The organism is Pedobacter sp. (genome assembly GCF_965279535.1).
Lineage (GTDB): Bacteria > Bacteroidota > Bacteroidia > Sphingobacteriales > Sphingobacteriaceae > Pedobacter.
Genome location: NZ_OZ257244.1, coordinates 1,540,397 through 1,566,889, shown reverse-complemented (window position 1 = coordinate 1,566,889; position 26,493 = coordinate 1,540,397). Strand labels below are relative to the sequence as shown.

The window sequence follows — 26,493 nt, the reverse complement described above, 5'->3', positions numbered from 1 at the left end:
TAAACGATCATCCATGTACCCAACAAAACAAAAACTAACTAAAATCATGCTATGCATAGCTTTTTTGTGCCTTGCAAGCCGGGTTATTGCCCAGGAAGCACCCGTTAAAGGGCTCGTAAAAGACATGTCAGGGCAACCGCTCCCTGGTGTTACAATTAAAGCTGAGCACCTCAGTACACGTAAAACGGCAGTAACAACTTCTTCATCCCAGGGGTTATTCAGCTTTAATAACCTTGCAGCTGGCGGGCCTTACCGCTTTATTTTCAGTTCTATCGGTTATGAGACTGATACCCTGTCTGGCTACACCTTAACGGCAGGGCAACAGGTGGCTCTAAATGTTAAGTTAAAGGAGCAGTCTAATGCGCTTCAGGAAGTTACCATCGGTTACGGTAAAAGTAAACGAAACGAGATTACCGGATCAGTAACTTCTATTAAACAGGAGGAGTTTAACCGCGGAGTAGTGAGTTCACCCGGTCAGTTATTGCAAGGTAAAGTTGCTGGTTTAAACATTACCCGCAGCGGGAACCCAAATGATAGACCCGCAGTTATTTTAAGAGGGCCTTCAAGTTTCAGGGAAGGTGCTCAGGAGCCATTCTATGTTATTGATGGTGTACCCGGAGCTTCAATAGATCTGGTTGCTCCTGATGATATTGTGAGTATGGAAGTGCTAAAAGATGCTTCATCCACAGCTATTTATGGTTCAAGGGCGGCAAATGGTGTAATTATGGTAGTTACGCGCAATGCCGGAAAAGGGCAGGGTAAACTGTCTTATAGCGCTTATGCTGCATCAGAAACAATATCCAATACAATACAAATGGCTACAGGTGATCAGTTGAGAACTTACCTGAAAGACAATGGAAAAGTTCTGGATAAAATCAGTGATAATGGTAGCAATACCAATTGGTTAGATGAAGTAACCAGAACGGGGTTTTCGCACAACCATAACCTTAACTTTAACGGTGGAGGAGAGAATTCTTCTTATGGTGCGAGTTTAAATTATTTCGATAACGAAGGGATTATCAAAAATTCAGGATTAGAACGTTTTATTGCCCGTGCCAACATGGAACAACGTTTATTCAATAATCGCTTAAAGCTGAACATCAACCTTACGAATAGCAACACCACAAATGATAGAATTGCCACTCAGGTATATAATAATATGTTTACCTATTTGCCAACCGTAAGTGTGTACAATGCAGATGGTACGTTTTATGAAGATCCAACCAGAACTACTGGTACAGGAGGATATTACAACCCTGTTGCCTTGTTAGAAAACAATACTTATCAGGGTAAAACCAACCTTTATCTGATCAATGGTTCTGCAAAAGTTAATATCCTAAACGGTCTTGATTTCAACGCAATGGTGTCGATGCAGAACGAGCAGATTAACGAAAACCTGTACAATAACAGGTATTCAATGTTACGACAAGGATTTAATGGCTATGCAGAGCGATCTTCTGTAAAAAATACCCAAAAAGTTTTTGAAGGCTATTTTAATTATGACAAAACGTTTGGTAGTCATGGCTTAAAACTCCTTGCGGGTTATTCCTGGCAAGAAAATCGAAATGGTGATGGCTTTCAAACCTCTGGTCAGAACTTTGTATCAGATGATTTATTGTGGAACAATATCGGTTTAAGTAATGGTAACGGATCTACTGTGGTAAACTATGGGAGCATTTATATTTCTACCCTGAGATTAATATCTTTCTATGGTAGAGCGATTTACGATTATAAAGGAAAATACCTTTTACAGGCTACTATCCGTAGAGATGGCTCATCGGCATTTGGCGTAAATAACAGGTGGGGAATGTTTCCTTCGGTTTCTGCAGGCTGGAATATAGACCGTGAAAGTTTTATGAGCAATGTAAGTTTTGTAGATAACCTGAAATTACGTGCAGGTTACGGTGTTTCAGGAAACTCTGTTGGTTTCGATGCTTATACTGCCAGATTGGTTTACGGCGCGCAAAGTGGCTCTTACTTTTATTCTAACGGCAAATGGTTAACGGCAATTGGTCCGATTCAAAATGATAACCCCAACTTAAAATGGGAGCGTACGGCCACACTAAATATTGGTTTGGATTTCAGTTTGTTTAAGAATAAGCTCTCGGGTACTTTGGATGTTTACAACAAGAAAACTACCGATCTGATTGCTCCTTATCAGGTGTCTACCACTCAATATCCATTCAACGTACTCACAGCCAATGTGGGCGAAATGACAAATAAAGGTATTGAGTTGAGCTTAAACACAACACCAGTCAGAACCGGTAACTTTAGCTGGAATACTGCCATTAACTTATCGCATAACAAGAACGAAATTACTTCTATTTCTAATGATTTATTCCAGGCCAACGAATTCTACACGGCTAATGTTGGAGGTAGAGGGCAATCGGGCGCATTGGGTTATCAGGTAATTAAAGAAGGATTGCCTTTGGGCACTTTCTATACATTGCGGTATGCCGGAAAGGATGCGGCTGGAAAGTCAACTTTTTATGATAAAAACGGGGTAGCTTCTACAGCCAACACCGGATTTGAGCATTTTACCGTAACCGGATCGGCACAACCGAAATTATTGTATGGCTGGAATAATACTTTCAGGTATAAGCAATTCGACTTTAACTTCTTTATCCGTGGCGTATATGGAAATAAAATTTTAAACGCTACGCTTGCCGATATGAATGCACCTATTTATGCGTTTCAAACCAACATTGCCGAGCAAACGCTTACCGAATCAATTAATGATGATAAAGCACAATTTGTATCGGATCGATATTTAGAAAGTGGTTCTTATCTCCGTTTAGATAATGCCACATTGGGTTATACTTTTAAAATTAAAGGGAATAAAACACTTCGGGTATATGCATCAGGAAATAACTTGTTTATCATTACCAAGTATAAAGGTGTAGATCCGGAGATTAATATGGGCGGACAAACACCGGGTATTGATTACCGAAACTTTTATCCAAAAACCCGATCGGCAATTTTCGGGCTGAACTTCAATCTTTAACTTCAAACAAAAAACGCAATGAAAAAATATATAGCAGCAGCTTTTTTAGCTACCTTATCATTAGGCGCCTGCACCAAATTAGATGTCGATGTTGAATCTCAATTAACCAACGGAAATTTTCCAGCTACACCAGATGCCTTTGTTGCGGCAACAGGAACCGTGTATCAGAAGTTCAATGCCGGCTTTGGTGTTGATATCTGGAGAATGTATGAGCTAACCAGCGAAGAAGTAATCATTACAGCAAGAAATGGCGGATACTACGACCAGGGGAGGTACCAAACCTTGCACAAGCACAACTGGGCGCCAGATCACCCCATTATTTTGAGTGCCTGGCAATGGGGGTATGCCGGAATCAGCGATTGTAACCGGGTACTTAATATTTTAGAGAAATCTGTGGATAGCCCGACTAAAACACAGTTTTTGAATGAAATCCGGGCCATGCGCGCACTGTATTATCTGTATGTAATGGATATGTTTGGTAATGTACCGATTACCAGCTTTGGTACTGCAGAAAGCCCTAAGCAATCTACCCGTGCTGAAGTGTTCAGTTACATTGAAAAAGAACTTTTAGCCATATCAGAAGGGCTTTCTGCACCAGCAACGGTTACAGCAGAGTTTTATGGAAGGCCAACCAAATGGATGGCTTATGCAATGCTTCAAAAATTATATATGAATGCCGAACAGTATATTGGGAAGGCGATGTATACCGAAGCAAATGTATATGCTGATAAAATCATCAATGGATCTTCAATGACTTTGGTAGGCGATTATAATTCGCTTTTTGCCGTGAATAATGGCGCGAATACGGAAACCATTTTTGCAGCAATTTATGACGCCAACTATTCAGGTGGAAATGCCATGACCCGGTTTACGTTGCACAGCGCACTCAGAGCCAAATATAATTTGCCTTTTAGTCCGAGTAATGCACAATGTACATTGAAAGAATTCTATGCGCTTTTTAACCTCACAAATGATGTGCGTAATGCCAGTTGGTTAGTTGGAAAGCAATTCTTAAATGATGGAACGACTCCTATTATGAATGGTTCGGGTCAGTTGGATTTTACAGCAGATATTATACTAACCAATCAGGAAACCATGGACGTAGGGCCGGAGGTGAATGGTGTATCCAGAGGTATTCGTTCTATTAAATTCTATCCTGATCCAAATACCAATAGCAGTACCCGGTTCCAAAACAATGACATGCCTATTTTTAGGCTGGCAGATGTCTACCTGTTGAAGGCAGAAGCCCTTTTAAGAACAGGAGGATCACTAACAGAAGCCCTGAAGTGGTTTAATAAAGTTAGGGTTAGGGTGAAAGCACCAGAGGTAACCACCTTAACACTGGATCAGATTTTAGACGAACGTGGCAGAGAGTTAGCCTGGGAAGGATGGAGGCGCAATGACTTAATCCGTTTTGGTAAATACCAGGGCAAATGGGGTTTTAAAAATGGCGGGGAAGGCGCTTCACGCGATATTTTTCCAATTCCGGCTACTGAATTAGTATTAAATAAAAACCTGAAGCAGAACACAGGGTACTAATTTAAAATATAATGGTATATAAGTTTAGGGGTCAGCATGCTGGCCCCTTTCTTTTTTAGAATAATGCTGTTTATACAGGAAACAAACTTAAAATCACCTAAGCCCCGATGAAATCAGCAGCAATACCGAAATAATTCCTGATGCACTTCCCGGCAAGTCATTTTTAACGCTTACCCTGAGGTGATGGAGGGCAACGGTAATTTGGTTTTCTACGGTGCGCTTCGAAATATTAAGTCGTTCAGCAATTTCAAGGTTGCTGAGGTGCTCTTCGCGGCTCAGCATAAAAATTTCCCTGCAACGTTTAGGCAGCATTTGCAAACAGGAATTGATTTGTAGTTTTAGCGCCGCTACATGAAACCATTCCTCTCCATTATTTAATTCGTGTACCGCGTGATTTTCGAGTTGCTCATCTGTAAAAATGAGGTTTTTAGTTAGTTTTCGGCTCCTGATTACAGAGTAAACCTGATAACGGGCTGCCGATTTTAAATAACTTTTAAAATCTTTAATGTCCAGACTTTCTCTCCGGAGCCAAAGGTTCAGAAAAATGTCTTGTACAATATTTTCGCAAGTGTTCTCATCATGGAGGTGATATCTGGCAGTTGCCAGCAAAGAGGGGAAATACCGATCGAATATCACTTTAAAGGCCCGGCTATCGCCTTGCCTGATGCGCTCCAATAGCTCAGCTTCTGCTGCGTTAAAATTGACCGATTTCATTTATTCAAAGTTCATTGATCTAAATAAAGAATTTGTTAAGCAATTGTGAACATATTATGGGGAACGTATCGGCTTTAGTCTTTTTCCAAATTAGCTATTTTTTTTTCAAAAGTATGTGTGTGGTCCTTACTTTTTTCGACTTGTACTGAAAACGCCAGGCATGACAAAAGACGAATATATCCTGTTATATCAGAAATCGCTTCAGGGGAAATGTACACCAGAAGAGATTGAACAGCTAAATCAATATGAAGATGATTTTGAATGGATAGAAGCAGATACTGCCAACAAGGAGCAGGCGGATCGAATTTATGCGAACCTCTTGGAGGAAATGCAGAAGCAACAACAGCCGGGCTTTGTTTTCAATTGGAAAAAACTCTCCACGGCTGCGGCCATATTGGTTTTTGTAACGCTAAGTATTTTTATTGGCCTGCGTCAGAAAACAAGTTTAAAATCCGATTTGAAGACGGCAAAGCAGGCGCTTCCAATACAGCCTGGCACTACTAAAGCAACATTGATCTTAGGTGATGGAAGTACAGTTAACTTAAATGATGCGTCAAACGGGCAAATTGCTTCAGAAAACGGTACAGCAGTTATTAAAAAAGAAGGTGGTGAACTGGCTTACAATGTGCTGGCCACCACACCTGATGAAATTATTTTCAATACCATATCTATCCCACGTGGCGGGCAATACAATTTAACCTTGCCAGATGGATCGAAGGTTTGGCTCAATGCCGACAGCAAATTGCGGTTTCCAACCCGATTTGTAGGCAATAGCCGAGAAGTGGAGCTCGATGGAGAAGCTTATTTTGAAGTGGCAGCCAATAAAAAAATGCCTTTTTATGTCACCGCGGGTGGAATGAAGGTAAAAGTGCTGGGCACTCACTTTAATGTAATGGCTTATAGTGATGAGCCTTTTGTCAAAACCACTTTGTTGGAAGGCCTTGTGATGCTCAGCTCGGCTGGAGCAAATGCTTATTTAAAACCAGGAGAACAAGGCGTATTTACGGCCAATAAATTTGGTGTAAGCAAAGCAGATATTGATCAGGAAATGGCCTGGAAAAACGGTTATTTCATTTTCAACGGTGAAAGTCTATCGGCTGTTATGCGCAAAGTTTCACGCTGGTACGATGTAGAAGTAAGCTATAGCACCCATAATAACAACTTAACGTATACCGGCTCAGTATCCAGATTTAAGAATATAAGCGAGGTACTCAAAGTTCTGAGCCTTACCGGAACAGTAAAATTTAATGTACAGGAAAGGAGGGTTACTGTAATCAACTAACCGCAATCTCAACCAAAAAGGATTAACCACCCGCTAAACCAAAAACAAAATGAATTTTTTTTACTTCAAAAAAAACAAGCCTCATCGTTCTTTTCAACTTAAAATTATGAAATTAACGGCTGTTGTACTATTGCTATTCTGTGTTCAGGTAAGGGCTTCGCTCTATGCACAGAAAATAAATCTGGCCTTCAAAGATGCTTCCCTCAAAGAAGTTTTCATGGAAATTAAAAAACAAACAGGCTACGATTTTCTCTATAATAATGAGATGTTGAGCCAGGCAAGCCCTTTAACCTTTACGCTTAAAGATGCTTCTATTGAGCAGGCTTTAGATAAGGCCCTGGAGAATCTCCCGCTAAGCTATGCCATTGAACAGCAAACCATTGTAATTAAAAGGAGACCACCAATACAACGTGCTGATATTACCGGTACAATCTCTGATGAAAATGGCATAGGTATACCAGGGGTGACTGTAGTGAACGAAAACGCAAGAAAAACTGTTTCTACAGATGACAGGGGGAACTTTAAAATTACTGCAAACCCGGGGGATAAAATCAGAATCCGTATGCTGGGATATGAAGATTATCTTTTCACGGCAGATAACAAGAATTCATACACCATTAGCATGAAACCCACCAGTACTGGGTTAAATGATGTAGTAGTGGTAGGTTATGGTACACAAAAGAAAGCCAATGTAACGGGTGCAATTTCGCAGGTAGATGCCAAAGTGTTGGCAGACAGACCGATTACAGCGGTATCCACAGGTTTGCAGGGGACGATTACCGGACTGACTACCATAGGTGGAAGCGGTCAACCCGGAGCAACCAATTCTGCTTTGCGCATTCGGGGAACAGGAACAACCAATAATCCCAATCCCTTTATCCTTATTGATGGGGTACCAGGCGATATGAACTGGATTAATCCGGATGATATTGAAAGCGTAACCGTACTTAAAGATGCGGCCTCATCTTCAATATATGGCTCAAGAGCAGCGAATGGGGTGGTTCTGGTCACCACTAAAAAAGGAAAATTTAACCAAAAGGCTACCATATCCTATAATGGTTATTATGGCTTTCAAAAACCTACCAGGCTGCCTAAAATGCTGGGATCGGTAGATTATATGCTGTTGCTAGGTGAAGCACAGGTAAATGCCGGATTGCCCAAATCATATACCGATGAACAGATTGAAGTGGCCAGAAATGGCTCAGATCCAAATTATTTTGCCAATACCAATTGGACAGAGGCTTTGATTAAAGACTATGCCCCTCAACAAAATCACAGCGTTAACGTAAATGGCGGAAGCAACGATTTTAACTATTATTTCTCTTACGGGAGGGAAAATCAGGATGGTTTAATCGCCGGAGATCAGTATAAATTTGCTAAGAATAATGCAAGGATGAAGCTTTCGGCAGTGAAATTACTTTCATTATTGGATGTAGACGTAAACCTTGGTTATTTAGACCGTAACCAGAACCAACCGGCTGCCGATACAGAAGGAGGTGGAGGAGCCATATATACCGCATTTACCAGTTCACCTTTAACTCCGGTGCGTTTCACTACAGGTACCTGGGGCTATGGCGGCGGCTCAAGTAATCCGCTTGCCATTGCAACTGATGGTGGCTTTAATAACTTCTTCTCCAAAGAATTTACCTCCAACATTACGGGTACCATTCACCTGTTGAAAGGGCTTGATATTAAATCGCAATATGGATTAATTGCGAACTCACAAAAAAGAAGGACTTTTACCCGGCGAATAGATTATTTTAATCCGGCTACAAACGCCATTATTTATACTACCAGTCCCAATAATTCACTTCGGGAGGTGGCCACCACTACTACCTTGCAAAATTTCTCTATGCAGGCCGATTATACACTTAATTTAGCTAAACATCATATTAAATTATTGGGAGGCTATCAGCAGGAAACATACCGTTTTGATGCCTTTACTGCGGCCAAAACAAACCTGGTGAGTGATGATGTGCCGGTATTGAACATTGGTTCATTAAACCCTACAGCTACAGGTGATGCCTATCAGTATGCGCTTCAATCGCTCTTCTCAAGGGTAAATTATGATTTTGCAGGTAAATACCTGTTGGAGTTTAATTTACGGTACGATGGCTCTTCAAGATATGCACCAGGCAGAAAATGGGGGCTTTTTCCTTCTGTTTCAGCAGGATGGCGGTTTAGTGAAGAAAGCTTTATAAAAGAAGGTAAACAATCCTGGTTTAGTGATGGAAAAATCAGGGCTTCATATGGGTCTTTGGGTAACCAATACGGAGCAGATGGACCTGCCTATTCAGAATGGTATCCGTATGTGAAGGTATTAACGAGTGTAAGCACCATGCCAATTGGTAATATTTTAACAACAGGCTTTGCACAAACGATTTTGTCTAATCCTTTATTGCGGTGGGAGAAAGCAACCATGCTGAATGTTGGGGTTGATTTGGCCTTTTTTAATAACCGCTTAACCTTTACCGGCGATATCTTTAATAAGAAAACGGTTGATATTCAGCTTAAAGTGCCCCAGCCAGATGTAATCGGACTTACAGTGCCTGACCAAAATGCCGGTGCAATATCCAATAAAGGCTATGAGTTAAGCCTCGGCTGGAACGATAAGATAGGTAACTTTAAGTATGGCATTACCGGACAATTTTTCGACATCAGGAATACCGTTACAGATTTAGGTGGCGTTCCGCCAACCATTGGAGATCGGATTCGACAGGTAGGACAACCGCTGGACGCCTTCTATGGCTATCGTACGGATGGCCTGGCACAAGAATCGGATTTTACTAAAGATGCCGCCGGAAAGTATGTGCCCAAATTTCCAATCTTCTCTGCAGATGCAGGAAAAGTAGCCCCGGGCGATCTGAAATATAGGGATTTAAATGGCGATGGCGTAATCAGTGCAGACCTTGATCGGGAAGTTATTGGCGATGCATATCCCCGGTATAATTATTCGTTCAGGCTGGATGCCGCATACCATAACTTTGATCTGAGCGTATTTTTACAGGGAGTTGGACAGGCCAATGGTTACATTACAGGCCCGGGCTTACACGCCTACAATGCCGATGCGGCCTTTCCTCAAGAGGTGCATTTAGACAGGTGGACACCACAAAACACAGGAGGTTCATATCCACGTTTTGTTTATAAAGACAGTAGAAATACAGGTCGGTTAGCCGATTACTGGTTGCAGGATGCGGCTTATCTCCGCGTAAAAAATCTGCAGTTAGGGTATACGATACCTGGAAATTTCCTGCAAAAAATACATGTGCAGCGGTTTAGGGTTTATGCATCAGCAGATAACCTGTTCACCGATACCAATTTCTTTTATGCTTACGACCCAGAATCGCAGGCAACAAGCGGTGGACTTTATCCGCAGGTTAAAACCTTCATTTTTGGTCTATCTATCCAGTTAAAATAATCATCCATGAAAAATCAAAATTCATATATCAATACCCGCAGATCTTTTTTGAAAGCAACAGGATTATTAGGGGCAACGGCGCTAATTCCTTCTTTCTTCCTTACTGGCTGTAAAAAGGGTTTTCTAGACCGTGATCCACTAGACTCGGTAACCGATATCAGTTTCTGGAAAAATGAAGAACAGCTAAAATTAGCGGCAAATGCCTGTTACAGCAATTTACGTGGCAATAATACCATCGCTATGGAAAATATGGGCGATAATACCATTTATCCGCCAAATTCCGAATATCAGGCCATTTCTGCCGGTAATTACGACTTCACCTCAGGAACATTAAACAGTGAATGGGTTAACCTTTATTCGGCCATTAGGCGATGCAATCATTTCCTGGAGAATTATACCAAAGCAACCAATATTAGTGCAACCGCATTGGCGCAATATTCGGGGGAAGTTAGGTTTCTGCGCGCTTTCATGTATAGCTATTTAATCTTCCTGTTTGGCGATGTTCCATTGATTAAAAATACATTAGATATTGGCGATGAAGAGGTATTTGGACCACGGAACAAAAGGGCCGAAGTACTGGAATTTGTGTTTGCAGATTTAGATACAGCCGCAACCGGTTTACCACCAAACTATGCCGCATCAGCAGATCTTGGTCGAATTACAAAAGGTGCTGCACTGGCCTGGAAAGCACGGGTAGCCCTGTTCTTCGAGAAGTGGGATATTGCTGAACTGGCTGCTAAAGCGGTTATGGATCTGAATGTTTATCAGTTATATACCGCCGGTGGGCCAGGAAAATGTTATAATGATTTGTTTACTTACAAAGGTAAACTTGCTGCAGGAGCAAATAAAGAAACAATTTTGGCCCGGCCATATGTTGCTGGTGTAAGCGTACACAACACCAGTCGGGAAATACAGGTGCCAGACCAAACAAGTCGGTATTCGCCTACTAAATCGCTGGTAGATTGTTATCTCTGCTCAGATGGTTTACCAATCGATAAATCGCCGTTGTACAATGAGCAAACTTATGCGAATATTTTCAAAAACAGGGATCCACGAATGAATCAAACCATTCTAACACCCGGATCGGCATGGGGTGGCCAGGATGACGGTGATGCAGACGCCAATACCAACCCTGTTTTTAATACCCCAAAATGGAATGCCGATAAAAAAGGCTGTATCACCGGAACTGGGTACTATTTTAGTAAGTATGTTGAAGTGGCAGCAGTGGGTACGGTAAGTCAGGATTCCAATGACATTCACCACATTCGCTACGCTGAGGTACTCTTAATTTATGCTGAGGCGAAACTGGAAAAGGGAACGATTACGCAAACAGATATAGACAATACCATTAATAAACTGCGCGACCGGGTGGGTATGAAGCGAATGGTAATTACCGAATTAACCGCCGCCGGATTGGATTTAAGAACTGAAATCAGGCGCGAGCGGAGAGTGGAGCTGGCATTAGAAGGACAACGTTATTACGATATTCTCCGTTGGAAACAAGGCGATTTATTGGCTCAGGATGTAAAAGGGATGAAAAAGAGCCTGGTAGAAAGTTTTAATCAACAATATGTATCCACAATCGCTACCGATAATCAGGGATATTTTGTAATTAACACAGGAAGAAGATTTGTTGACCCGAAGAATTACCTTTGGCCAGTTCCCATCACCCAGTTACAACGAAATCCGGCTTTGGGGCAAAATCCAGGTTGGTAATATTTTAAGCGTTTCCCATATTCGGGAAACGCTATCTTTTCTTAAATTTAAAACCTATGAAATTATACTCTTTGTTGCTTTTATGTTTAGTTCTGATTGGTGGTTGTTCTCCGAAAATCAACCAGCAAAGCACATCTGCTGGTGGTACAACACTGCGCATATTATCTTATAACCTTCATCATTGTAATCCGCCTTCAAAAGAAAAAGAAGGTTTAATTGATGTTGATGCTATAGTGCAAGCCATAGCTAAACAAAAACCTGATTTAGTGGCCCTGCAGGAAGTTGATGTAAATACCAAACGGTCTGGTAACATAAACCAGGCTGTGGTATTAGCTAAAAAGCTAAAAATGAACTTTTATTTCGGAAAGGCAATCGATCATGATGGGGGAGATTATGGCGTAGCCATTCTTTCACGCTTTCCCCTTTCCAATCAGCAAACTTATAAATTGCCGAAAAATGCCGATGCTAAGGCAGAGCAAAGGGTATTGGCCATTGCCACGGCAGAAATTGCCAAAAACCAATTCATTCGTTTTGCCTCTACCCATTTAGATGCACAGCGCCCTGAAGAAAACCGCATTATGCAAGCCAAAGAAATCGTAAAATTAACTGCAAATGAAACCCTGCCACTTATCGTAGCCGGCGACCTTAACGCAGCGCCCGGTACCGAAAGCATATCCATTTTTGATACCGCCTTTACCAGGACCTGCAGCGAATGTGCCTTTACGATTCCGGTAATTAACCCACGCAAAACCATCGATCATATTGGTTTTAAAATTGGAAATCCATTTAAGGTAATCACTCATGAGGTTATTCCTGAACGTTATGCGTCAGATCATTTGCCTGTTTTAGCTGTGCTCGAATTGGGGAAATAGGTGCTTAGTGGGAAGTAGCCAATGTGTTATAATGTGTTGTGGGTTACGTTGTGAGTTGCAGGTCTAATTCCCTTTATCCCTTTTTCTTATTGATTGGAATCTACTTAGCCGCCTTAGGAGGTTTTGATCGGTTGTGGATTAAAAGTCTAAAAGCCCCTTGCTGCTATTAAACAGTTTTTTCACTGGTACGAACTCTACTCAGTGTTTCAATACGTACGCCCAAAAAAGAAGCAACATGTTTAAGAGGAACACGTTCTATCATCCCTGGAAAAGCTTTAAGTAAATGATGATATCGGCTTTTTACGGTTGGCAATTGGCAGATTAGCGCCCTGTCGCAGGCGGCCTGGTAATGCAATTCCATAATTTTACGTCCGATAATGTTGGCTTCATAATAATTTTGATAGAGCATAGTTGTCAGGTCATGGGGGATGGCAATCAAATCTACATCTTCAATGGCCTGCAAGTATTCTTCAGATTCTTCATTTGTCCAGAGATTGCGAATAGTTCCCACAATTTCATTTTCTCTCGAAATCCAGGTAGTGATCTCAGATCCATCATCTTTATAAAAACCCCTTACCACACCTTTAAGAATGAGGTATAAATATCTGTTTCGGTCAATTGGAGAAATGATATATCTGTTCTTTCTGAAGCTAATCGGAAAGGTATGGATGTCAATTAGTGCTTCCATCTCCGGGGTAAGCGGATGAAAACTATTGTATACTGCAATTAAAGGAGAGGATCCGTTAAAGTCTCCCCATTTGCGCTCATCGATTGCAATGGCCATAGTGCCAGAAGTTAGGTTAATGATTAGGATATAAATGTAATAAAAATAATACACCTATCAAATGTTGCCCAAAATTGTCGGGTAGAATTGACTTTGTATCCTTTAAGCTAACTAAATGAGTTCCCTTATCTTACTGAGCATTTTAGTTGGAAAATCGCTCGTATTCCTGATCTCAAGGCGGTGTTGAGCTGAATTGAATTTTTCGATAAAAGTAGCTTCTGTTGTATTATACTTAAGAAAACCCCGATCAAAAAAACGTTCTTCCACTTCTCCGGATGAGTCAATAGAACGGAGATCGATTAAGGAAAGCTTATCCTGATGTTTATCAAGCATTAACCAATATTGAATTGCTGAACCTGGCGTACTATCAGGTAATCCGATGCGCTTAAGCTCAACAATAGCCAGGCTCGGACTGTCGAAAAAACGGAGAATCTTGAAGTCAGACAACATGTCGCCAAAAATAAATAAATATGAGATTCGCTGGTAATGAATCTCATATTTAGAAAGAGTATGGTTAGTTGGGTTGCCCAATCTTATCCCCTGGCCAAACTTCGAATGGCTGTGCATTTATCTTTGTGCTAAAAACAGCCAGGTAAAAAGGAAATGGATGAAGTAGAAGATGGGGCGGATGTAAGCCTTAGTTGCTTAAACATCTCATAAGAAACCTTACAATTTATCCTCCGCCAATATTTTTCTCGCATCTTCATCCTCATATTGTGCTATGAGCTGATTAAGTTTGTTTTTCAATTCCACTGTGATTTTTTCATAACCTTTCTTTCCAAAAATGTTATTCTCTTCAGAAGGATCTTTTTGAAGATCATAAAGCTCCCATGAGGATACTCTTGTATAAAAACGGATCAGCTTATACCTTTTTGTGCTCAGCCCGAAATGAGGAGATACAGAATGCTCTCCATTTTCATAATAATGGTAAAACATGGCATCCCGGCCCTTTGCATTTTTATCTTTGAATAAGGGCAGCATAGATTTGCCTTGCATAGCTGATGGTACTTCTAAATTTGCCGCATCTAAAAGGGTAGGAGCAATATCTAAATTCATAACCAATGCTTTAGATTGTGTGCCCGCTTGTAATACCCCAGGATACCGCATCAGCATAGGGGTTCTAAAAGACTCTTCGTACATAAATCGTTTATCAAACCAGCCATGTTCACCTAAGTAAAACCCTTGGTCTGACATGTAGATTACAATGGTATTCTCACTCAGATTATGTTTGTCTAAATAATCCAGCGTTCTACCTATATTCCTGTCTAATGAGGCTGCTGTATTGTAATAATCTTTCATGTATCGCTGATATTTCCATTCTACCAATGCTTTTCCAGAAAGATTTTTGGCTTTTAAATCTGCTTCTATTGGACCGTAATAAGCATTAAATTTAGTCCGTTGTGCCGTGTTCATTCGATCTATCGATCCTTCTCCTTTATTGTATGAAAGCATCTTAAGGTCGTAACTCATCAACATGGTTTTGTTAATACTCATATCTTGTAGGCCAGCTGCTTTGCGGTTGTGGTAATCATCATAAAAGTTTGCAGGTAAGGGGAAATTCATGTGATCATATCTGCCCATATCGGCGGTATCCGGAAGCCAGGTTCGGTGGGTAGCTTTATGCCCGATAATGAGGCAAAAGGGTTTTGAAGTATCCCTTGAATCTAACCACTGCTCAGAAATGTCTTCAATCACATTCGTTACATATCCTTCTTTTTTAATCAGATTGCCGTCCATTCCAATAAATTCCGGGTTATAATATTGCCCCTGATTGGGCAGCACATTATAGAATGAAAAACCCTGCAGATTTCCACTCAGGTGCAATTTTCCTATCCAGGCCGTTTGATAGCCGGCAGATTGCAAGTGCTTGGCAAAATTATCCTGATTATGATCGAAAGTCGAGGTTACGTTATCTTTAAATCCATTTTTATGGCTGTACTTACCAGTTAGAATAACAGCTCTGCTCGGACCACAAATCGAGTTAGTAACATAAGCACGGTCAAATCTGACACCTTCATTCGCAATGCGGTCAATATTAGGTGTTTGTATCAATTTATTGCCATAAGCACTGATCGCCTGAAAAGCATGGTCATCTGAGATGATAATTACGATGTTTGGTTTTGGCGACTGGGGACTGATTTCTTGGGCAACCGCATCCTTAAATGCGGTCATATTAGTCAGTGTTAGCCAGATAAAAAAGGCAAAACCTAATTTCGGTATGTTTTGTGTTTTCTCTTTAAGAATTACTTTAAAAAGGTTTTGATAATTTTTCAAATGATCTGCTAAATGCTTCATTTTATTAAGACTGTAATTATGGCCATTAGTGGTTTAAAGCATATTGGGTTTAACCCAACATTCCGGAATCTAAAGCTAGTCATTATTTTTAAAAAGGATAATGGCCATAGTGGATAAGTAGATAATGATCTTGAAATGAACAAGTAAAATCCGTTGAAGGGGCATTTCATGTGGTTTTAAGAAAAGTGCAGGCTGAAGTGAATAAATAGCCAGATGCATAAAAATGAAATACATTAAAATCTGGAGGTAGCCAAAATTTCTACAGCAGTTTAATATTTCAAATAAACCACAATCAGCACCTTAGAGAAGAATTCATCAAAAAGCCTAAAAATTAAAAATAGGATAACTATATTTGCCGCTCATTGCTCCCGTAGTTCAATGGATAGAATTATGGTTTCCGGTACCATCGATATGAGTTCGAATCTCGTCGGGAGCACACATAACGAGACATTTAGTGAAATCACTGCTTGTCTCGTTTTTTTATGTTCTATATTTTCTCCCCAATAATCCTTACAAAGCTTTATTAAAATCACAAATATCTAGGTATTCCATGCTGAAATAACTTTTGTGTGGCTTTTTTAAAATAAGTCAAACGTTTGCGCGTAGTTTTTATTTTTATTTTGACTGAAATGCAAATACATTCGGATGATATTTAAAACTACATGATTGTATTTTAAATAATCTTTTTACATAAAAAGAAGACCTATTGTGTCGGAACTATAAACAATATTGTGTTTTAACACTTCGATTCGTGTTGCGCTAAGTGTTGGTTACCCAGACTACCCAGCAAATTATCCCAAATTTCTAAAAGTAGAATTTTGGATCCCTTAACCAAATAATTTACTAACCCAAACATGAAAAAAAAACTAGTACTCCTTAGCACTTTGGCAATTGTAGGCTTTTCTGCCTGTAAAAAATCTGCCGTTTTACCAGATAAAACGCTCAGTATTGAAAAAACAATGAGCACGGCGGTTGCGCTGTCTGCAACACAAACCAACATCTTTAATGTTGTAGAGAAAATTAATGCATCTAATGAAAGAGACCGTTTAAAAAACGGATACTATTTGACTGATTTTACCGCTACTGGTTTGTACATGGCTCCTGGTGATACCTTAAACCTTACTGTGCAGCAAACAGCCGGTACCCGCTTGCCTAAATTACTCATCGGTACATACTCCCGGTACGGTACCTGGAATACTCAACCTACAGTGGTACAATTAACCGCTGGCACCAACACCATCACTAATGCAGTTGGTGGATTACTCTGGATCAGATATACCAATTCTACTACAGGATCTACCGCTAAAGTAACTTTTAATTCAGGCTACCAGTATGCTCCGTATTTCAAGCTCGGTGTAACCACTAATTCAGATTGGATCAATCAATTGCAAACTTACACTACGCCTGATGTGGTTTTAGAAGGCTCAAATTGTTTTATTGTAGTATCAAGGGCAAAGGCAATACAGTACCAGACAGAGGATCAGGCGGCTATTTTAAACAAAATTACGCAGGTGATTGCACTGGAGGATGACCTGAATGGTTTAGACAACTCATTGCCAGTACATGCCAAAAATGTGCACACCTATCTCTTAACACAGCATGAAGACCCCGCTTATTACTTTTTCGCTTATGATTACCGTACGGCTTATATCACATCTGATGTAAATGCCATTTTAACTTTAAGTGGAGTAGGTACCAATGGTTGGGGATTGTGGCACGAACTGGGACACCAGCACCAAATGATGTGGAGGTGGGGTACATTAGGCGAAGTTACCGTAAATCTTTACAGTTTATATGTGCAACGCACGCTTACTCCATCAATCAATAGACTGGTAAATGATGGCGTTTGGACCAAAGCCTTTACCTACTTAGGGAAAACGGCTGGTACCAAAGATTATAATGGATCAGCAAGCTACGCTAACCCCTTAACCGATCTTTTTGTAAGGCTATGTATGTTTCAACAACTGACCCTGGCCTATGGAGACAATTTTTACCGCACATTAGCCAAAGATATGCGTGTTGAAAATCCGACACTGGCTAACGATGATGCCAAAATGCGTTGGTTTATGCTAAAAGCCTGTAATATATCAGGTAAAAATTTGAGTAATTTCTTCCAAAAATGGGGATTGAATTTATCAACTGTTGCCGCAACTACTCAAATATATTCGGATATGGCTGCTTTAGGTTTACCTGCGCCGACTACAGATCCTTCAACTTTACAGGATAACGTTGCCCCAATTGCAGAATTAAGTAAAACAGGGTGGAGTATCAATTCATTTAGTTCCGAAGAAACCAGTGGTGAGGGCGCTACAAATGGTAGAGCGGTTACCTTAATAGATGGAAGCGAAAGTACATACTGGCATTCGAGATGGACCACCTCTGCAACCAGTTATCCGCATCAGATTGTTATCGACCTCGGTTCGTCAAAATCAGCTAAAGGCTTAAGCCTGGTTCAAAGAAGCGGATTAAGCAGAGCAATTAAAAATTTCCAGGTTTTAACAAGTACCGATAATGTTAATTTCACTGCGGTAAACAATTATGTAGCTCAGAATGCTGCCGGTGTACAACACTTCGCATTTGGCAGTACCAAAACATTGAGATACCTGAAAGTAATTGCCAACTCCGCTCAAGACGGGCTACAATTTGCTTCTTTAGCAGAACTTGGATTATATAATTAGTAAGATGATAAAAAGAGGGGATATAAGCCCCTCTTTTTATTTTATCATCTGCTGTTGAATCTTAATCGGATAAACACGCTAATGTTGCATAATAGTTTATACTGATAAACCAACCAAATTACTTCCGGAAAACATTTATTTGTCTGTTTGTCAAACGGTTGCGCAGTGTTCTTTCTTGGTCAGGTTTTTTGATGATTGGTTCAGGTAACACCACATGATAAAGTTTAATAAAGTACGACTCCCTGATAACTGCAGGGGAAAAATGTATATCCGTTAACCTTAACTACTACTAATCAAATTAAATTATGAAACAGAAAATTTTTAGTTTTTTTCACATCATTGTGATTTGTGCATTAATTCTCTCGGGTTGTAAAGAAGAGCAACCTCAACCGGACTCCAATACTTTGAAGAAGCCAGATGCACTTATGGCATCATCAAATCCAAATCTTTACACTACCATCGGGAGTAATGTTCAAGATTTTACAGAACTAAAATCCGGACCTACAGAAGCCACAAGACTAAATATGGGCGCTCCCTGGTCAGACTTTGATCCCACTGGTTTTTATCTCTCACCCAATACAACCATGCAAATCAGTGTGCAACAGCTGTCGGGAACTACTCGCCCTAAAATCCTGATAGGTACTTACTCCAGGTATGCGGCCAAAAATAATCCCCAGGAGTTCAGCCTCACTACCGGAACGAATAACATCACTGCTGACCAATACGGCGGGCTGGTATGGGTACGTTTCGTAACTTCAGGTACACCTTCAAGCACGGTACGAATTACCTTTGTTAGTGGACACGTAAGAACACCTGTATACATAAAAAATCAAACTACCTCTACAGATTGGGCTAATCAGTTAGCCACTTACACTACATCACCCGATGTGGTGTTGATCGGAACAAGGGTGTACCAGGTTTATTCCAGAGCAAGAGCATTGGATACGCAAAGTCAGGATAACAATTACGTTTTAAGCAAAGCCGATCAAACTATGGATGTGGAAGATACTTTTAGTGGAATTGACGGTTCCGCTCCACAACATCAGGTCAATATCCATCAACGCATATTGATGACAGAAAGCGATGGTACAGGTTGGATGGCAGCTACTCATTACCGAACCCGATATGTAACTGCAGCTGCTTCTGCCGCATTCACCTCAACACTTGGAGGAGTAGATGGCTGGGGACCCTGGCATGAACTTGGTCACATGCACCAGCAACAGGCATGGAAATGGAGTACCTTGGGCGAAGTAACCGTTAATATCTATTCCCTTGCAGTTGAGCGGGCAATGGGTGTAACGCCGTCCAGGTTAAAACGTGATAACAGATGGCCTGCTGTTTCTACCTATCTGGCTAATACTAGCCCAACTAAAGATTTCAATGGAAGTATTACCAATGGAGATTGGATAAGACTATACATGTTCCATCAGCTTTGGCTGGCATATGGTGATAACTTTTATAAACAATTACACAAAGAAACGCGTGTAGAACTTCCGGTGGTAAGCACAGATGCTGAAAAAATGCGTTATTTCATGCTGAAAGCCTGCACTGTATCTGGTAAAAATCTAACTAATTTCTTTAGAAAGTGGGGATTCCTGGTAAATGAGAGTGTTTATACTGAAATAGCTGCCTTAGGATTACCTCAGCCCACTGTAGAACCCAGCACCCTTAACGAATAGGTTGATTTTAAAGCAACATTAACCATATTTACCCCAATGAAGCATAAATTATCAGGTAATATGGTTTTATGAAGCAAATAAAATAATAAGTTGTACAGAAAGATTCCATTTATACCCTGCAGGACAAAAATGAACAAATATCCAATCATAGCGGATCTCTTTCTGTACAACTTCTTCAATCGGAGCGGTTTATTTGTTTACCAATACCAAGAGTTTAACGTTCGCGTTAGAGCCATTTTCTATACGCTCCCCCGTAGCAATTAGGGTGTAAATTTTGCCCTTCTCAATTTTGGTTTTTTCTAAAGTAGTTATCACAGCATCACTGCCGGTTTCCTTGAGGTTAAAACTGATCTCGTTAGCGGCAGGTATATTTTCAAAACTGGTAGAAGTTTTATAAGGACGGTTGCTAAATAAAGCTTGTTTACCAACTTCATTTATGCTCAGGTTTTTGACAGCAGGGCTTAGATTTACAAATCGGATTTTTCCATTGTCTGTACCAGGAGCATTTAAATTATCCTCCGAAAAAACTAAAATTGGATCAATGGGGTTGCCACAAAGGAATATGGAATAATCTCTGGCTAAAATTTCTAAAGTTGTTGTGGCAACCATGGCTCCGGAAATTGGATTAATAACCTTAACCTCAATTTTTCCGGTTGCAATTTCATTGTACGTGCTGTTCAAGGCATCGGTCAAGCTGGCTTTTTTTGTACCATTTACATAAAAATCTAGCTTGTTTAGTTCAGGGATACCATTGTTAAAGGATATACTTGCTGTGGTTCTAACGGGTACTGGTTGATTTTCTTCTTGCGATTTCTTGCAAGAGCCGAATGTAATGAACACCAAAAGCATGGCAATGATGCTTTTAGGAAAAGAAGTGATTTTTCTCATTATAAATATAGGGATCATGTTTTGACCCTAAAACGCAGAACAGCAGGATTACGCTACAAAGGTTCAAATTCAAACAGCAATGTCTTCACATAAGCTCCGTATCAGGCTACAGGTGATTCAATGACCAACAAACCAATGGCTAACGAACAAATGTCCTTTCAAAAGCCCAATGATTGGCATTTTTGAAAATAAAACCGCACCTTTGCGAACCGGGAAATAAAGGTTTAAGCATGTAATCATTTTAGTTTTTTGTTATGGAAGAATTGGTTGTAGAAGAGATTCAGGAACTGCTTGAAAAAGAGAATGATAAAGCATTGAAACAGTATCTCGATCAACTGAATATTTCAGATGTAGAAGAACTTATTGATGAATTACCGCAATATGCTGCCAAATTTATAGAAACGATTTCGCTCAATCGGGCAGTAAATGTGTTTCGTATTCTTGATTTTCCTACTCAGGAAAGAATTATTAAAAAACTTTCAGGCAATAAACTCAACCAGATTATAAAGGACTTACCTCCTGATGACCGGACAGCCTTGTTTAGCGAGTTAAAAGGGGATGTGGTTAAGAAAATGATCACCCTTCTTCCCGCGGAGGAAAGAAAAGAATCGCTGGCTTTGTTGGGTTATAAGGAAGATAGTGTAGGCCGTTTAATGACCCCTGATTATGTAGCCGTAAAACCAGAGTGGACAGTGTCGAGGGTATTAGCGCACATCAGGAGGTATGGTAAAAACTCCGAAACGATTGATGTGGTTTACGTGATTGACAGAGAGGGGATTTTATTAGATGATATCCGAATCCGTGAAATTTTATTGGCTGATCCCGAATCAAAAATAGGTGAACTCACGGATAAACGCTTTATCGCCTTGAAAGCCAATGATCCACAAGAAGATGCCATCAATATTTTTAGGATGAATAACCGGGTGGCCTTACCTGTGGTGGATGAAAATAATGTGCTCTTGGGAATAGTAACGGTTGATGATATCCTCTGGATTGCGAATGAAGAGTATACTGAGGATATGCATAAAATTGGAGGTACGGAGGCTTTAGACGAGCCTTACCTGGATATGCCGATCTTAAAATTGGTGAAAAAACGCGTAGGCTGGCTCATCATTTTATTCTTTGGAGAGATGTTCACCGCAACTGCCATGGGTTATTTTGAAGGGGAGATAGAAAAAGCCGTTATCCTTGCGCTTTTTGTTCCATTAATCATTTCCAGCGGCGGTAACAGCGGCTCCCAGGCTTCTACTTTGATCATACAGGCTATGGCCTTAGGTGAAATTACATTGGCAGATTGGTGGAGGGTGATGCGCCGCGAACTAATCTCCGGATTATTATTAGGCCTTGCATTAGGAACTATTGGCTTCTTTAGGATTTATGCCTGGACACTTTTTTCTACTATGTACGGACCCCATTGGTTTTTAATCGGTTGTACTGTTGGTGTAGCACTGGTTGGTATTGTGCTTTGGGGCTCCCTCGCAGGTTCAATGCTGCCTATTTTACTTAAACGCCTCGGCGCCGATCCTGCATCATCATCAGCACCATTTGTGGCAACCCTTGTGGATGTTACCGGTCTGGTTATTTATTTCTCTGTCGCCATGATGTTTTTAAAAGGCGTTCTACTTTAAACTTTAATAAATGGAAAAGAAAATTACCACACTCTTTACCGACATTGGTGGAGTATTATTAACGAATGGATGGGATAGAAAGGCGAGAGGCGAAGCTGCGGTTTTATTTAATCTAGACTCGGTAGATTTAGAAGAACGTCATCACCTGACTTTCGATACTTACGAAGTAGGTAAATTAACATTGGATGAGTATTTAGAGAGAATCGTTTTCTTTGAAGAACGTTCTTTTACATACGATGACTTCAAAACATTCATGTTCAGTAAGTCACAGGCATATCCTGAAATGATTCAGCTCATTTGTGAGCTGAAGAAAAAATATAACCTTAAAGTTGCCGTGATTAGCAATGAAGGCAGGGAATTAAATCAATACCGGATCAATACTTTTAAGTTAAATGAATTCATTGATTTCTTCATCTCTTCAAGTTTTGTACATTTTCGCAAACCTGATGCTGATATTTTTAAAGTTGCCATTGATATTTCACAAAGCGACATAGCTACAAGCTTGTATATTGATGATCGGATGCTTTTTGTGCAAATCGCCGAAACTTTAGGCCTAACAGGGATTCATCATATCGATTACGAAGATACAAAGGAACAATTAGCGGGCTTTGGACTGGTTATTTAGTGTCTTGCTCGCTTTTTAATTGTAAAGCTCGTTGTAAAAAGCTTTGATGTTTGAGCTTTTCCTCTGCCTGGTTAATAGCAAGGAAGAGGTTATGCTCATTATGCACAATCTGATTTAAAATATCAGTCATCACCTCCCAAACAGGCTTCATCTGGGTTATCAAGGCTGTTCCCTGATCAGTAAGACATAAAAGACGCTTTCGTTCGTCCGCCTTATCCCGTTGCGATTGGATCAGTTTCCGCTGCTCCAACTCCTTCAGTAAGCTAATGGTGGAAGGGTGGGTATAGCCAATTTCTGTTGCAATTTCTACTACACTTAAATGGGGTTTATGATGCAAAGTATAAATTACCGGAAACCACTTGGGCTCGAAGTCGATTCCAAAAGCCTGATATAACAAAGCCCCATCCTTTCTAAGCTGTTCACTCAATCGCTGCAGGCGTGTGGATAGCGCTAGTATGCCCGACTCTTCAATTAAGTTCATCATAAAGTTTGAATGTTTTTAGTGAAAAATTCGGTGTCTACACTCATCAGGGGGAACGCTGCCGGAAGGTTTTGCTTTTCAATGTTAACAAAGTCATTTTTCTGATAAAACCTGATTGCCGCCTGTAAAACAGGAACTGTACCCAGATAAAGGTTCCAGATTTCATTGTCCCTGCAATAACCCGTTAAAGTATTCAGAAGCTTTTGGGCAATTCCCAATTCCTTACCACGAAAAGCCTGTTTTACAAACATCTTTCTGATAGCACCTGCATGAGCATCAAATTTGATGAGCGCAATGGTACCAACCAGTTCTCCGTCTATCTCTGCACCCCAGAAGCAACCACCATTTTGGTGATAATTGGCCTCTATGTTCAGTAAATCGGGCTGATCGCTTAAAGTTACGGGGACATTAAATTCCTTTTGTTGTATGGGTAAGATAATATCAATAACCGCCATTGCGCGCTCATTGCTTATAGGGATAACTTGTAAATTCATAGCGTAAAACTACGTAGTTAACTACATAAATACAAATAAAAAGTGATTTTGATTGGAACTTACATCTAGTTCGATAACCAGTTCTGTACTTCGATCAGTTTATTTTGCCGTTATTGGAAAGGCTCCTAAAACAAGAAAGCCGCTTTGATTAGAAGCGGCTTTCTTTATTGCTAGATTTTAATTAAACATTAAATCTAAAGTGCATGATGTCACCATCTTCCACCACATATGTTTTCCCTTCTACTCCAAGTTTTCCGGCTTCTTTACATGCATTTTCAGAACCAAGGGTTACGAAGTCGTTATATTTGATTACTTCCGCACGAATGAAACCTTTTTCGAAGTCAGTGTGAATCACACCTGCAGCCTGAGGGGCAGTAAAGCCTTTGGTAATGGTCCAGGCCCTAACTTCTTGTACACCCGCAGTGAAATAAGTGTACAGGTTTAATAATTTGTATGCTGCACGAATCAACTTGTTAACACCTGATTCATCCAGGCCCAGATCAGCCAAAAATTCCTGGCGTTCCTCATAACTTTCTAATTCAGCGATTTCTGATTCGATTTTAGCAGAAATGACCAAAACTTCCGCTTTTTCATCAGCGACACTGGCTTTAACTAAATCTACATATTTATTACCGGTTACCACTGAAGCTTCATCTACATTACAAACGTACATTACTGGTTTTTGAGTAAGTAGGCCCAGATCAACGATAAAATCGAAATCTTCATCAGATAGGGGGGCAGTTCTTACAGATTTACCACTTTCTAAATGTGGTTTTACAACCGAAAGGATTTCAAAAGTACGTTTAGCATCCTTATCGCCACCGGTTTTAGCCATTTTTTCCACTTTCTGGATGCGCTTATCAACGGTATCAAGATCTTTTAACTGTAACTCGGTGTCGATAATCTCCCTGTCGCGGATCGGATCAACAGAACCATCAACATGGATTACATTTCCATCATCAAAACAACGCAAAACGTGGATAATCGCATTAGTAGCCCGGATATTTCCTAAAAACTGGTTACCCAAACCCTCACCCTTGGAAGCACCTTTTACTAAACCGGCAATATCTACAATCTCAATTGTATTGGGTTGTACTTTATGGGGTTTAACCAGCTCAGCAAGTTTGGTTAATCTATCATCAGGTACAGTAATTACACCCACATTAGGTTCAATTGTACAAAAAGGGAAGTTGGCAGCCTGTGCCTTCGCGTTTGATAAACAGTTAAAAAGTGTTGATTTACCTACGTTTGGTAAGCCAACAATACCACATTGTAATGCCATTTATATATAATTCTTTGTCTATTTTCTAATTAGGTGTGTTTTTTAGCTTGTTTTTTCAGCATTAGCAAATTTATCCATCATACTTTTCGCTCCGGCCTTTCTGTTTTCCCACTAAAAATCGTGCAAAGATAAGGTTTTAAAATCTTTATTTAAACCCATGCTCTTGCAGCAGAGCTATATTTTATCTAAGTTTATCCAAAATTTAGCGTATTAAACATGGAAGAATTCGAAGAGCAACAGGTACAGGAAGTCAAATTGATTGTTACAGAAGAAATGCGGAGCTACATTTATGAAACAACCAAATGGACCAGACTATTGGCCATCATTGGTTTCATTGTATCTGCTTTTTTAATCATTGGATCTTTTGGAATAGGCGCTGCAATAACTGCAAATCCAGCAATGCTGGCTCAATTAGGACCACTTGCCGGAATCGGAGCAATTGGAATAACGGTATTTTATCTTATTTTGGCGCTTTTATATTTCTACCCAAGCTTACTCTTATTCCGTTTTTCAAATAAAGGAAGTCATGGTATCTTATATGGCGAGCAGGCCAGCTTAAATGATGCGATGCTAAATCTTAAATCATTATTCAAATTTTGGGGCATTGCTACCATTGTGATGATTATTGGTTATTTATCTTTCATCATGATTGTTGCTGCCAGTATGGTAAAATAACCATCAAAAGATCTTTGCCGTCAATGCATAAAAAAAAAGCCTTTGTTTTGCAAAGGCTTTTTTTTTGAATTATATAACTTAAAAAGAAAAATCGTCAGTTGATTTGGCTACATGTTCACCATTTTCTGAATATTCGTAGCGTTTTTCCACAACATCCTGGTGAGTTTTGATGTAATCAACAGTTTCGTTAAGACCTTCTGCAAATTTTTCGAAATCTTCTTTGTATAAAAAGATTTTATGTTTTACAAATACGCCGTCTTCTAATCTTTTCTTGCTCTCGGTTACTGTTAAATAATAATCACCCGAGCGAGTAGCCTTCACGTCGAAGAAGTAAGTTCTCTTTCCTGCTCTTACTTTCTTTGAAAAAACTTCTTCTCTTTCCTTGTTGTCGAATTCTCCCATGGTTGGTATTGATTGTGGTTTTTGGTTTCGGTAAATA

At 40.1% G+C, this 26,493-nt stretch carries 20 protein-coding genes and 1 tRNA gene; 12 read left to right on the top strand and 9 right to left on the bottom strand.

Annotated features, from left to right (window positions below; translation table 11 throughout):
• Positions 1–13: 13 nt before the first annotated feature.
• Both ACQY77_RS06125 and ACQY77_RS06120 read left to right on the top strand, forming a co-directional pair.
• The gene (locus ACQY77_RS06125; RefSeq protein WP_421938864.1) at positions 14–3,004 is read left to right on the top strand and encodes a SusC/RagA family TonB-linked outer membrane protein; all 2,991 of its coding nucleotides are present in this window, start codon (positions 14–16) and stop codon (positions 3,002–3,004) included.
• An 18-nt stretch (positions 3,005–3,022) separates the two neighbouring features.
• Positions 3,023–4,543, top strand: a complete 1,521-nt coding sequence (locus tag ACQY77_RS06120) for a RagB/SusD family nutrient uptake outer membrane protein (RefSeq protein ID WP_421938865.1) — start codon at positions 3,023–3,025, stop codon at positions 4,541–4,543.
• Positions 4,544–4,636: 93 nt separating this feature from the next.
• Here ACQY77_RS06120 and ACQY77_RS06115 read toward each other — a convergent pair whose 3' ends face one another.
• Entirely contained in the window at positions 4,637–5,257 is a 621-nt protein-coding gene (locus ACQY77_RS06115) for an RNA polymerase sigma-70 factor (RefSeq protein ID WP_421938866.1), read from the bottom strand.
• A 160-nt stretch (positions 5,258–5,417) separates the two neighbouring features.
• On the opposite strand from ACQY77_RS06115, the gene ACQY77_RS06110 reads away from it, so the two are divergent.
• The 4 genes from ACQY77_RS06110 to ACQY77_RS06095 all read left to right on the top strand — a co-directional run bounded on the left by ACQY77_RS06110 (position 5,418) and on the right by ACQY77_RS06095 (position 12,545).
• On the top strand, positions 5,418–6,539 hold the full coding sequence (locus ACQY77_RS06110) for a FecR family protein (protein WP_421938867.1): 1,122 nt from the start codon (positions 5,418–5,420) through the stop codon (positions 6,537–6,539).
• A gap of 106 nt (positions 6,540–6,645) precedes the next feature.
• Positions 6,646–9,957, top strand: a complete 3,312-nt coding sequence (locus tag ACQY77_RS06105) for a TonB-dependent receptor (protein WP_421938868.1) — start codon at positions 6,646–6,648, stop codon at positions 9,955–9,957.
• 6 nt (positions 9,958–9,963) lie between these two features.
• Positions 9,964–11,673, top strand: coding sequence for a RagB/SusD family nutrient uptake outer membrane protein (locus ACQY77_RS06100; protein WP_421938869.1), 1,710 nt, complete (start codon positions 9,964–9,966; stop codon positions 11,671–11,673).
• A gap of 56 nt (positions 11,674–11,729) precedes the next feature.
• Positions 11,730–12,545, top strand: a complete 816-nt coding sequence (locus ACQY77_RS06095) for an endonuclease/exonuclease/phosphatase family protein (protein WP_421938870.1) — start codon at positions 11,730–11,732, stop codon at positions 12,543–12,545.
• A 166-nt stretch (positions 12,546–12,711) separates the two neighbouring features.
• Here ACQY77_RS06095 and ACQY77_RS06090 read toward each other — a convergent pair whose 3' ends face one another.
• The 3 genes from ACQY77_RS06090 to ACQY77_RS06080 all read right to left on the bottom strand — a co-directional run bounded on the left by ACQY77_RS06090 (position 12,712) and on the right by ACQY77_RS06080 (position 15,624).
• Positions 12,712–13,329 (bottom strand): Crp/Fnr family transcriptional regulator, encoded by a 618-nt coding sequence (locus ACQY77_RS06090; protein ID WP_421938871.1) that lies wholly within the window; start codon positions 13,327–13,329, stop codon positions 12,712–12,714.
• Between the two features lie 111 nt (positions 13,330–13,440).
• Positions 13,441–13,896 (bottom strand): hypothetical protein, encoded by a 456-nt coding sequence (locus ACQY77_RS06085; RefSeq protein WP_421938872.1) that lies wholly within the window; start codon positions 13,894–13,896, stop codon positions 13,441–13,443.
• Between the two features lie 99 nt (positions 13,897–13,995).
• Positions 13,996–15,624, bottom strand: a complete 1,629-nt coding sequence (locus ACQY77_RS06080) for a sulfatase (protein ID WP_421938873.1) — start codon at positions 15,622–15,624, stop codon at positions 13,996–13,998.
• 364 nt (positions 15,625–15,988) lie between these two features.
• Here ACQY77_RS06080 and ACQY77_RS06075 point away from each other — a divergent pair.
• The 3 genes from ACQY77_RS06075 to ACQY77_RS06065 all read left to right on the top strand — a co-directional run bounded on the left by ACQY77_RS06075 (position 15,989) and on the right by ACQY77_RS06065 (position 19,981).
• Positions 15,989–16,060, top strand: a tRNA-Arg gene (locus tag ACQY77_RS06075).
• 418 nt (positions 16,061–16,478) lie between these two features.
• Positions 16,479–18,302, top strand: a complete 1,824-nt coding sequence (locus ACQY77_RS06070; RefSeq protein WP_421938874.1) for a M60 family metallopeptidase — start codon at positions 16,479–16,481, stop codon at positions 18,300–18,302.
• Positions 18,303–18,607: 305 nt separating this feature from the next.
• Entirely contained in the window at positions 18,608–19,981 is a 1,374-nt protein-coding gene (locus ACQY77_RS06065) for a M60 family metallopeptidase (protein ID WP_421938875.1), read from the top strand.
• A 189-nt stretch (positions 19,982–20,170) separates the two neighbouring features.
• Here the strand turns inward: ACQY77_RS06065 and ACQY77_RS06060 are convergent, their stop codons facing one another.
• Positions 20,171–20,869 carry a DUF4397 domain-containing protein gene (locus ACQY77_RS06060; protein ID WP_421938876.1) on the bottom strand — a complete coding sequence of 233 codons (699 nt, stop codon included), beginning with the start codon at positions 20,867–20,869 and terminating at the stop codon, positions 20,171–20,173.
• A gap of 254 nt (positions 20,870–21,123) precedes the next feature.
• Here ACQY77_RS06060 and mgtE point away from each other — a divergent pair, with 254 nt between their 5' ends.
• Together mgtE and ACQY77_RS06050 are read left to right on the top strand one after the other, a co-directional pair.
• Positions 21,124–22,497, top strand: a complete 1,374-nt coding sequence (mgtE, locus tag ACQY77_RS06055; RefSeq protein ID WP_421938877.1) for a magnesium transporter — start codon at positions 21,124–21,126, stop codon at positions 22,495–22,497.
• 10 nt (positions 22,498–22,507) lie between these two features.
• On the top strand, positions 22,508–23,122 hold the full coding sequence (locus ACQY77_RS06050) for an HAD hydrolase-like protein (RefSeq protein WP_421938878.1): 615 nt from the start codon (positions 22,508–22,510) through the stop codon (positions 23,120–23,122).
• On the opposite strand, the gene ACQY77_RS06045 is transcribed toward ACQY77_RS06050, so the two are convergent.
• The 3 genes from ACQY77_RS06045 to ychF all read right to left on the bottom strand — a co-directional run bounded on the left by ACQY77_RS06045 (position 23,115) and on the right by ychF (position 25,379).
• Complete coding sequence (locus tag ACQY77_RS06045; RefSeq protein WP_421938879.1) at positions 23,115–23,606, bottom strand: MarR family winged helix-turn-helix transcriptional regulator; 492 nt, start codon at positions 23,604–23,606, stop codon at positions 23,115–23,117. The genes ACQY77_RS06050 and ACQY77_RS06045 overlap by 8 nt on opposite strands.
• Positions 23,603–24,097 (bottom strand): GNAT family N-acetyltransferase, encoded by a 495-nt coding sequence (locus ACQY77_RS06040; RefSeq protein WP_421938880.1) that lies wholly within the window; start codon positions 24,095–24,097, stop codon positions 23,603–23,605. The genes ACQY77_RS06045 and ACQY77_RS06040 overlap by 4 nt, the downstream gene beginning before the upstream one ends.
• A 181-nt stretch (positions 24,098–24,278) precedes the next feature.
• Complete coding sequence (gene ychF, locus ACQY77_RS06035; protein ID WP_421938881.1) at positions 24,279–25,379, bottom strand: redox-regulated ATPase YchF; 1,101 nt, start codon at positions 25,377–25,379, stop codon at positions 24,279–24,281.
• Between the two features lie 216 nt (positions 25,380–25,595).
• On the opposite strand from ychF, the gene ACQY77_RS06030 reads away from it, so the two are divergent.
• Complete coding sequence (locus tag ACQY77_RS06030; RefSeq protein ID WP_421938882.1) at positions 25,596–26,054, top strand: hypothetical protein; 459 nt, start codon at positions 25,596–25,598, stop codon at positions 26,052–26,054.
• 78 nt (positions 26,055–26,132) lie between these two features.
• Here the strand turns inward: ACQY77_RS06030 and ACQY77_RS06025 are convergent, their stop codons facing one another.
• Entirely contained in the window at positions 26,133–26,456 is a 324-nt protein-coding gene (locus ACQY77_RS06025) for a DUF3276 family protein (RefSeq protein WP_421938883.1), read from the bottom strand.
• Positions 26,457–26,493 lie beyond the last annotated feature (37 nt).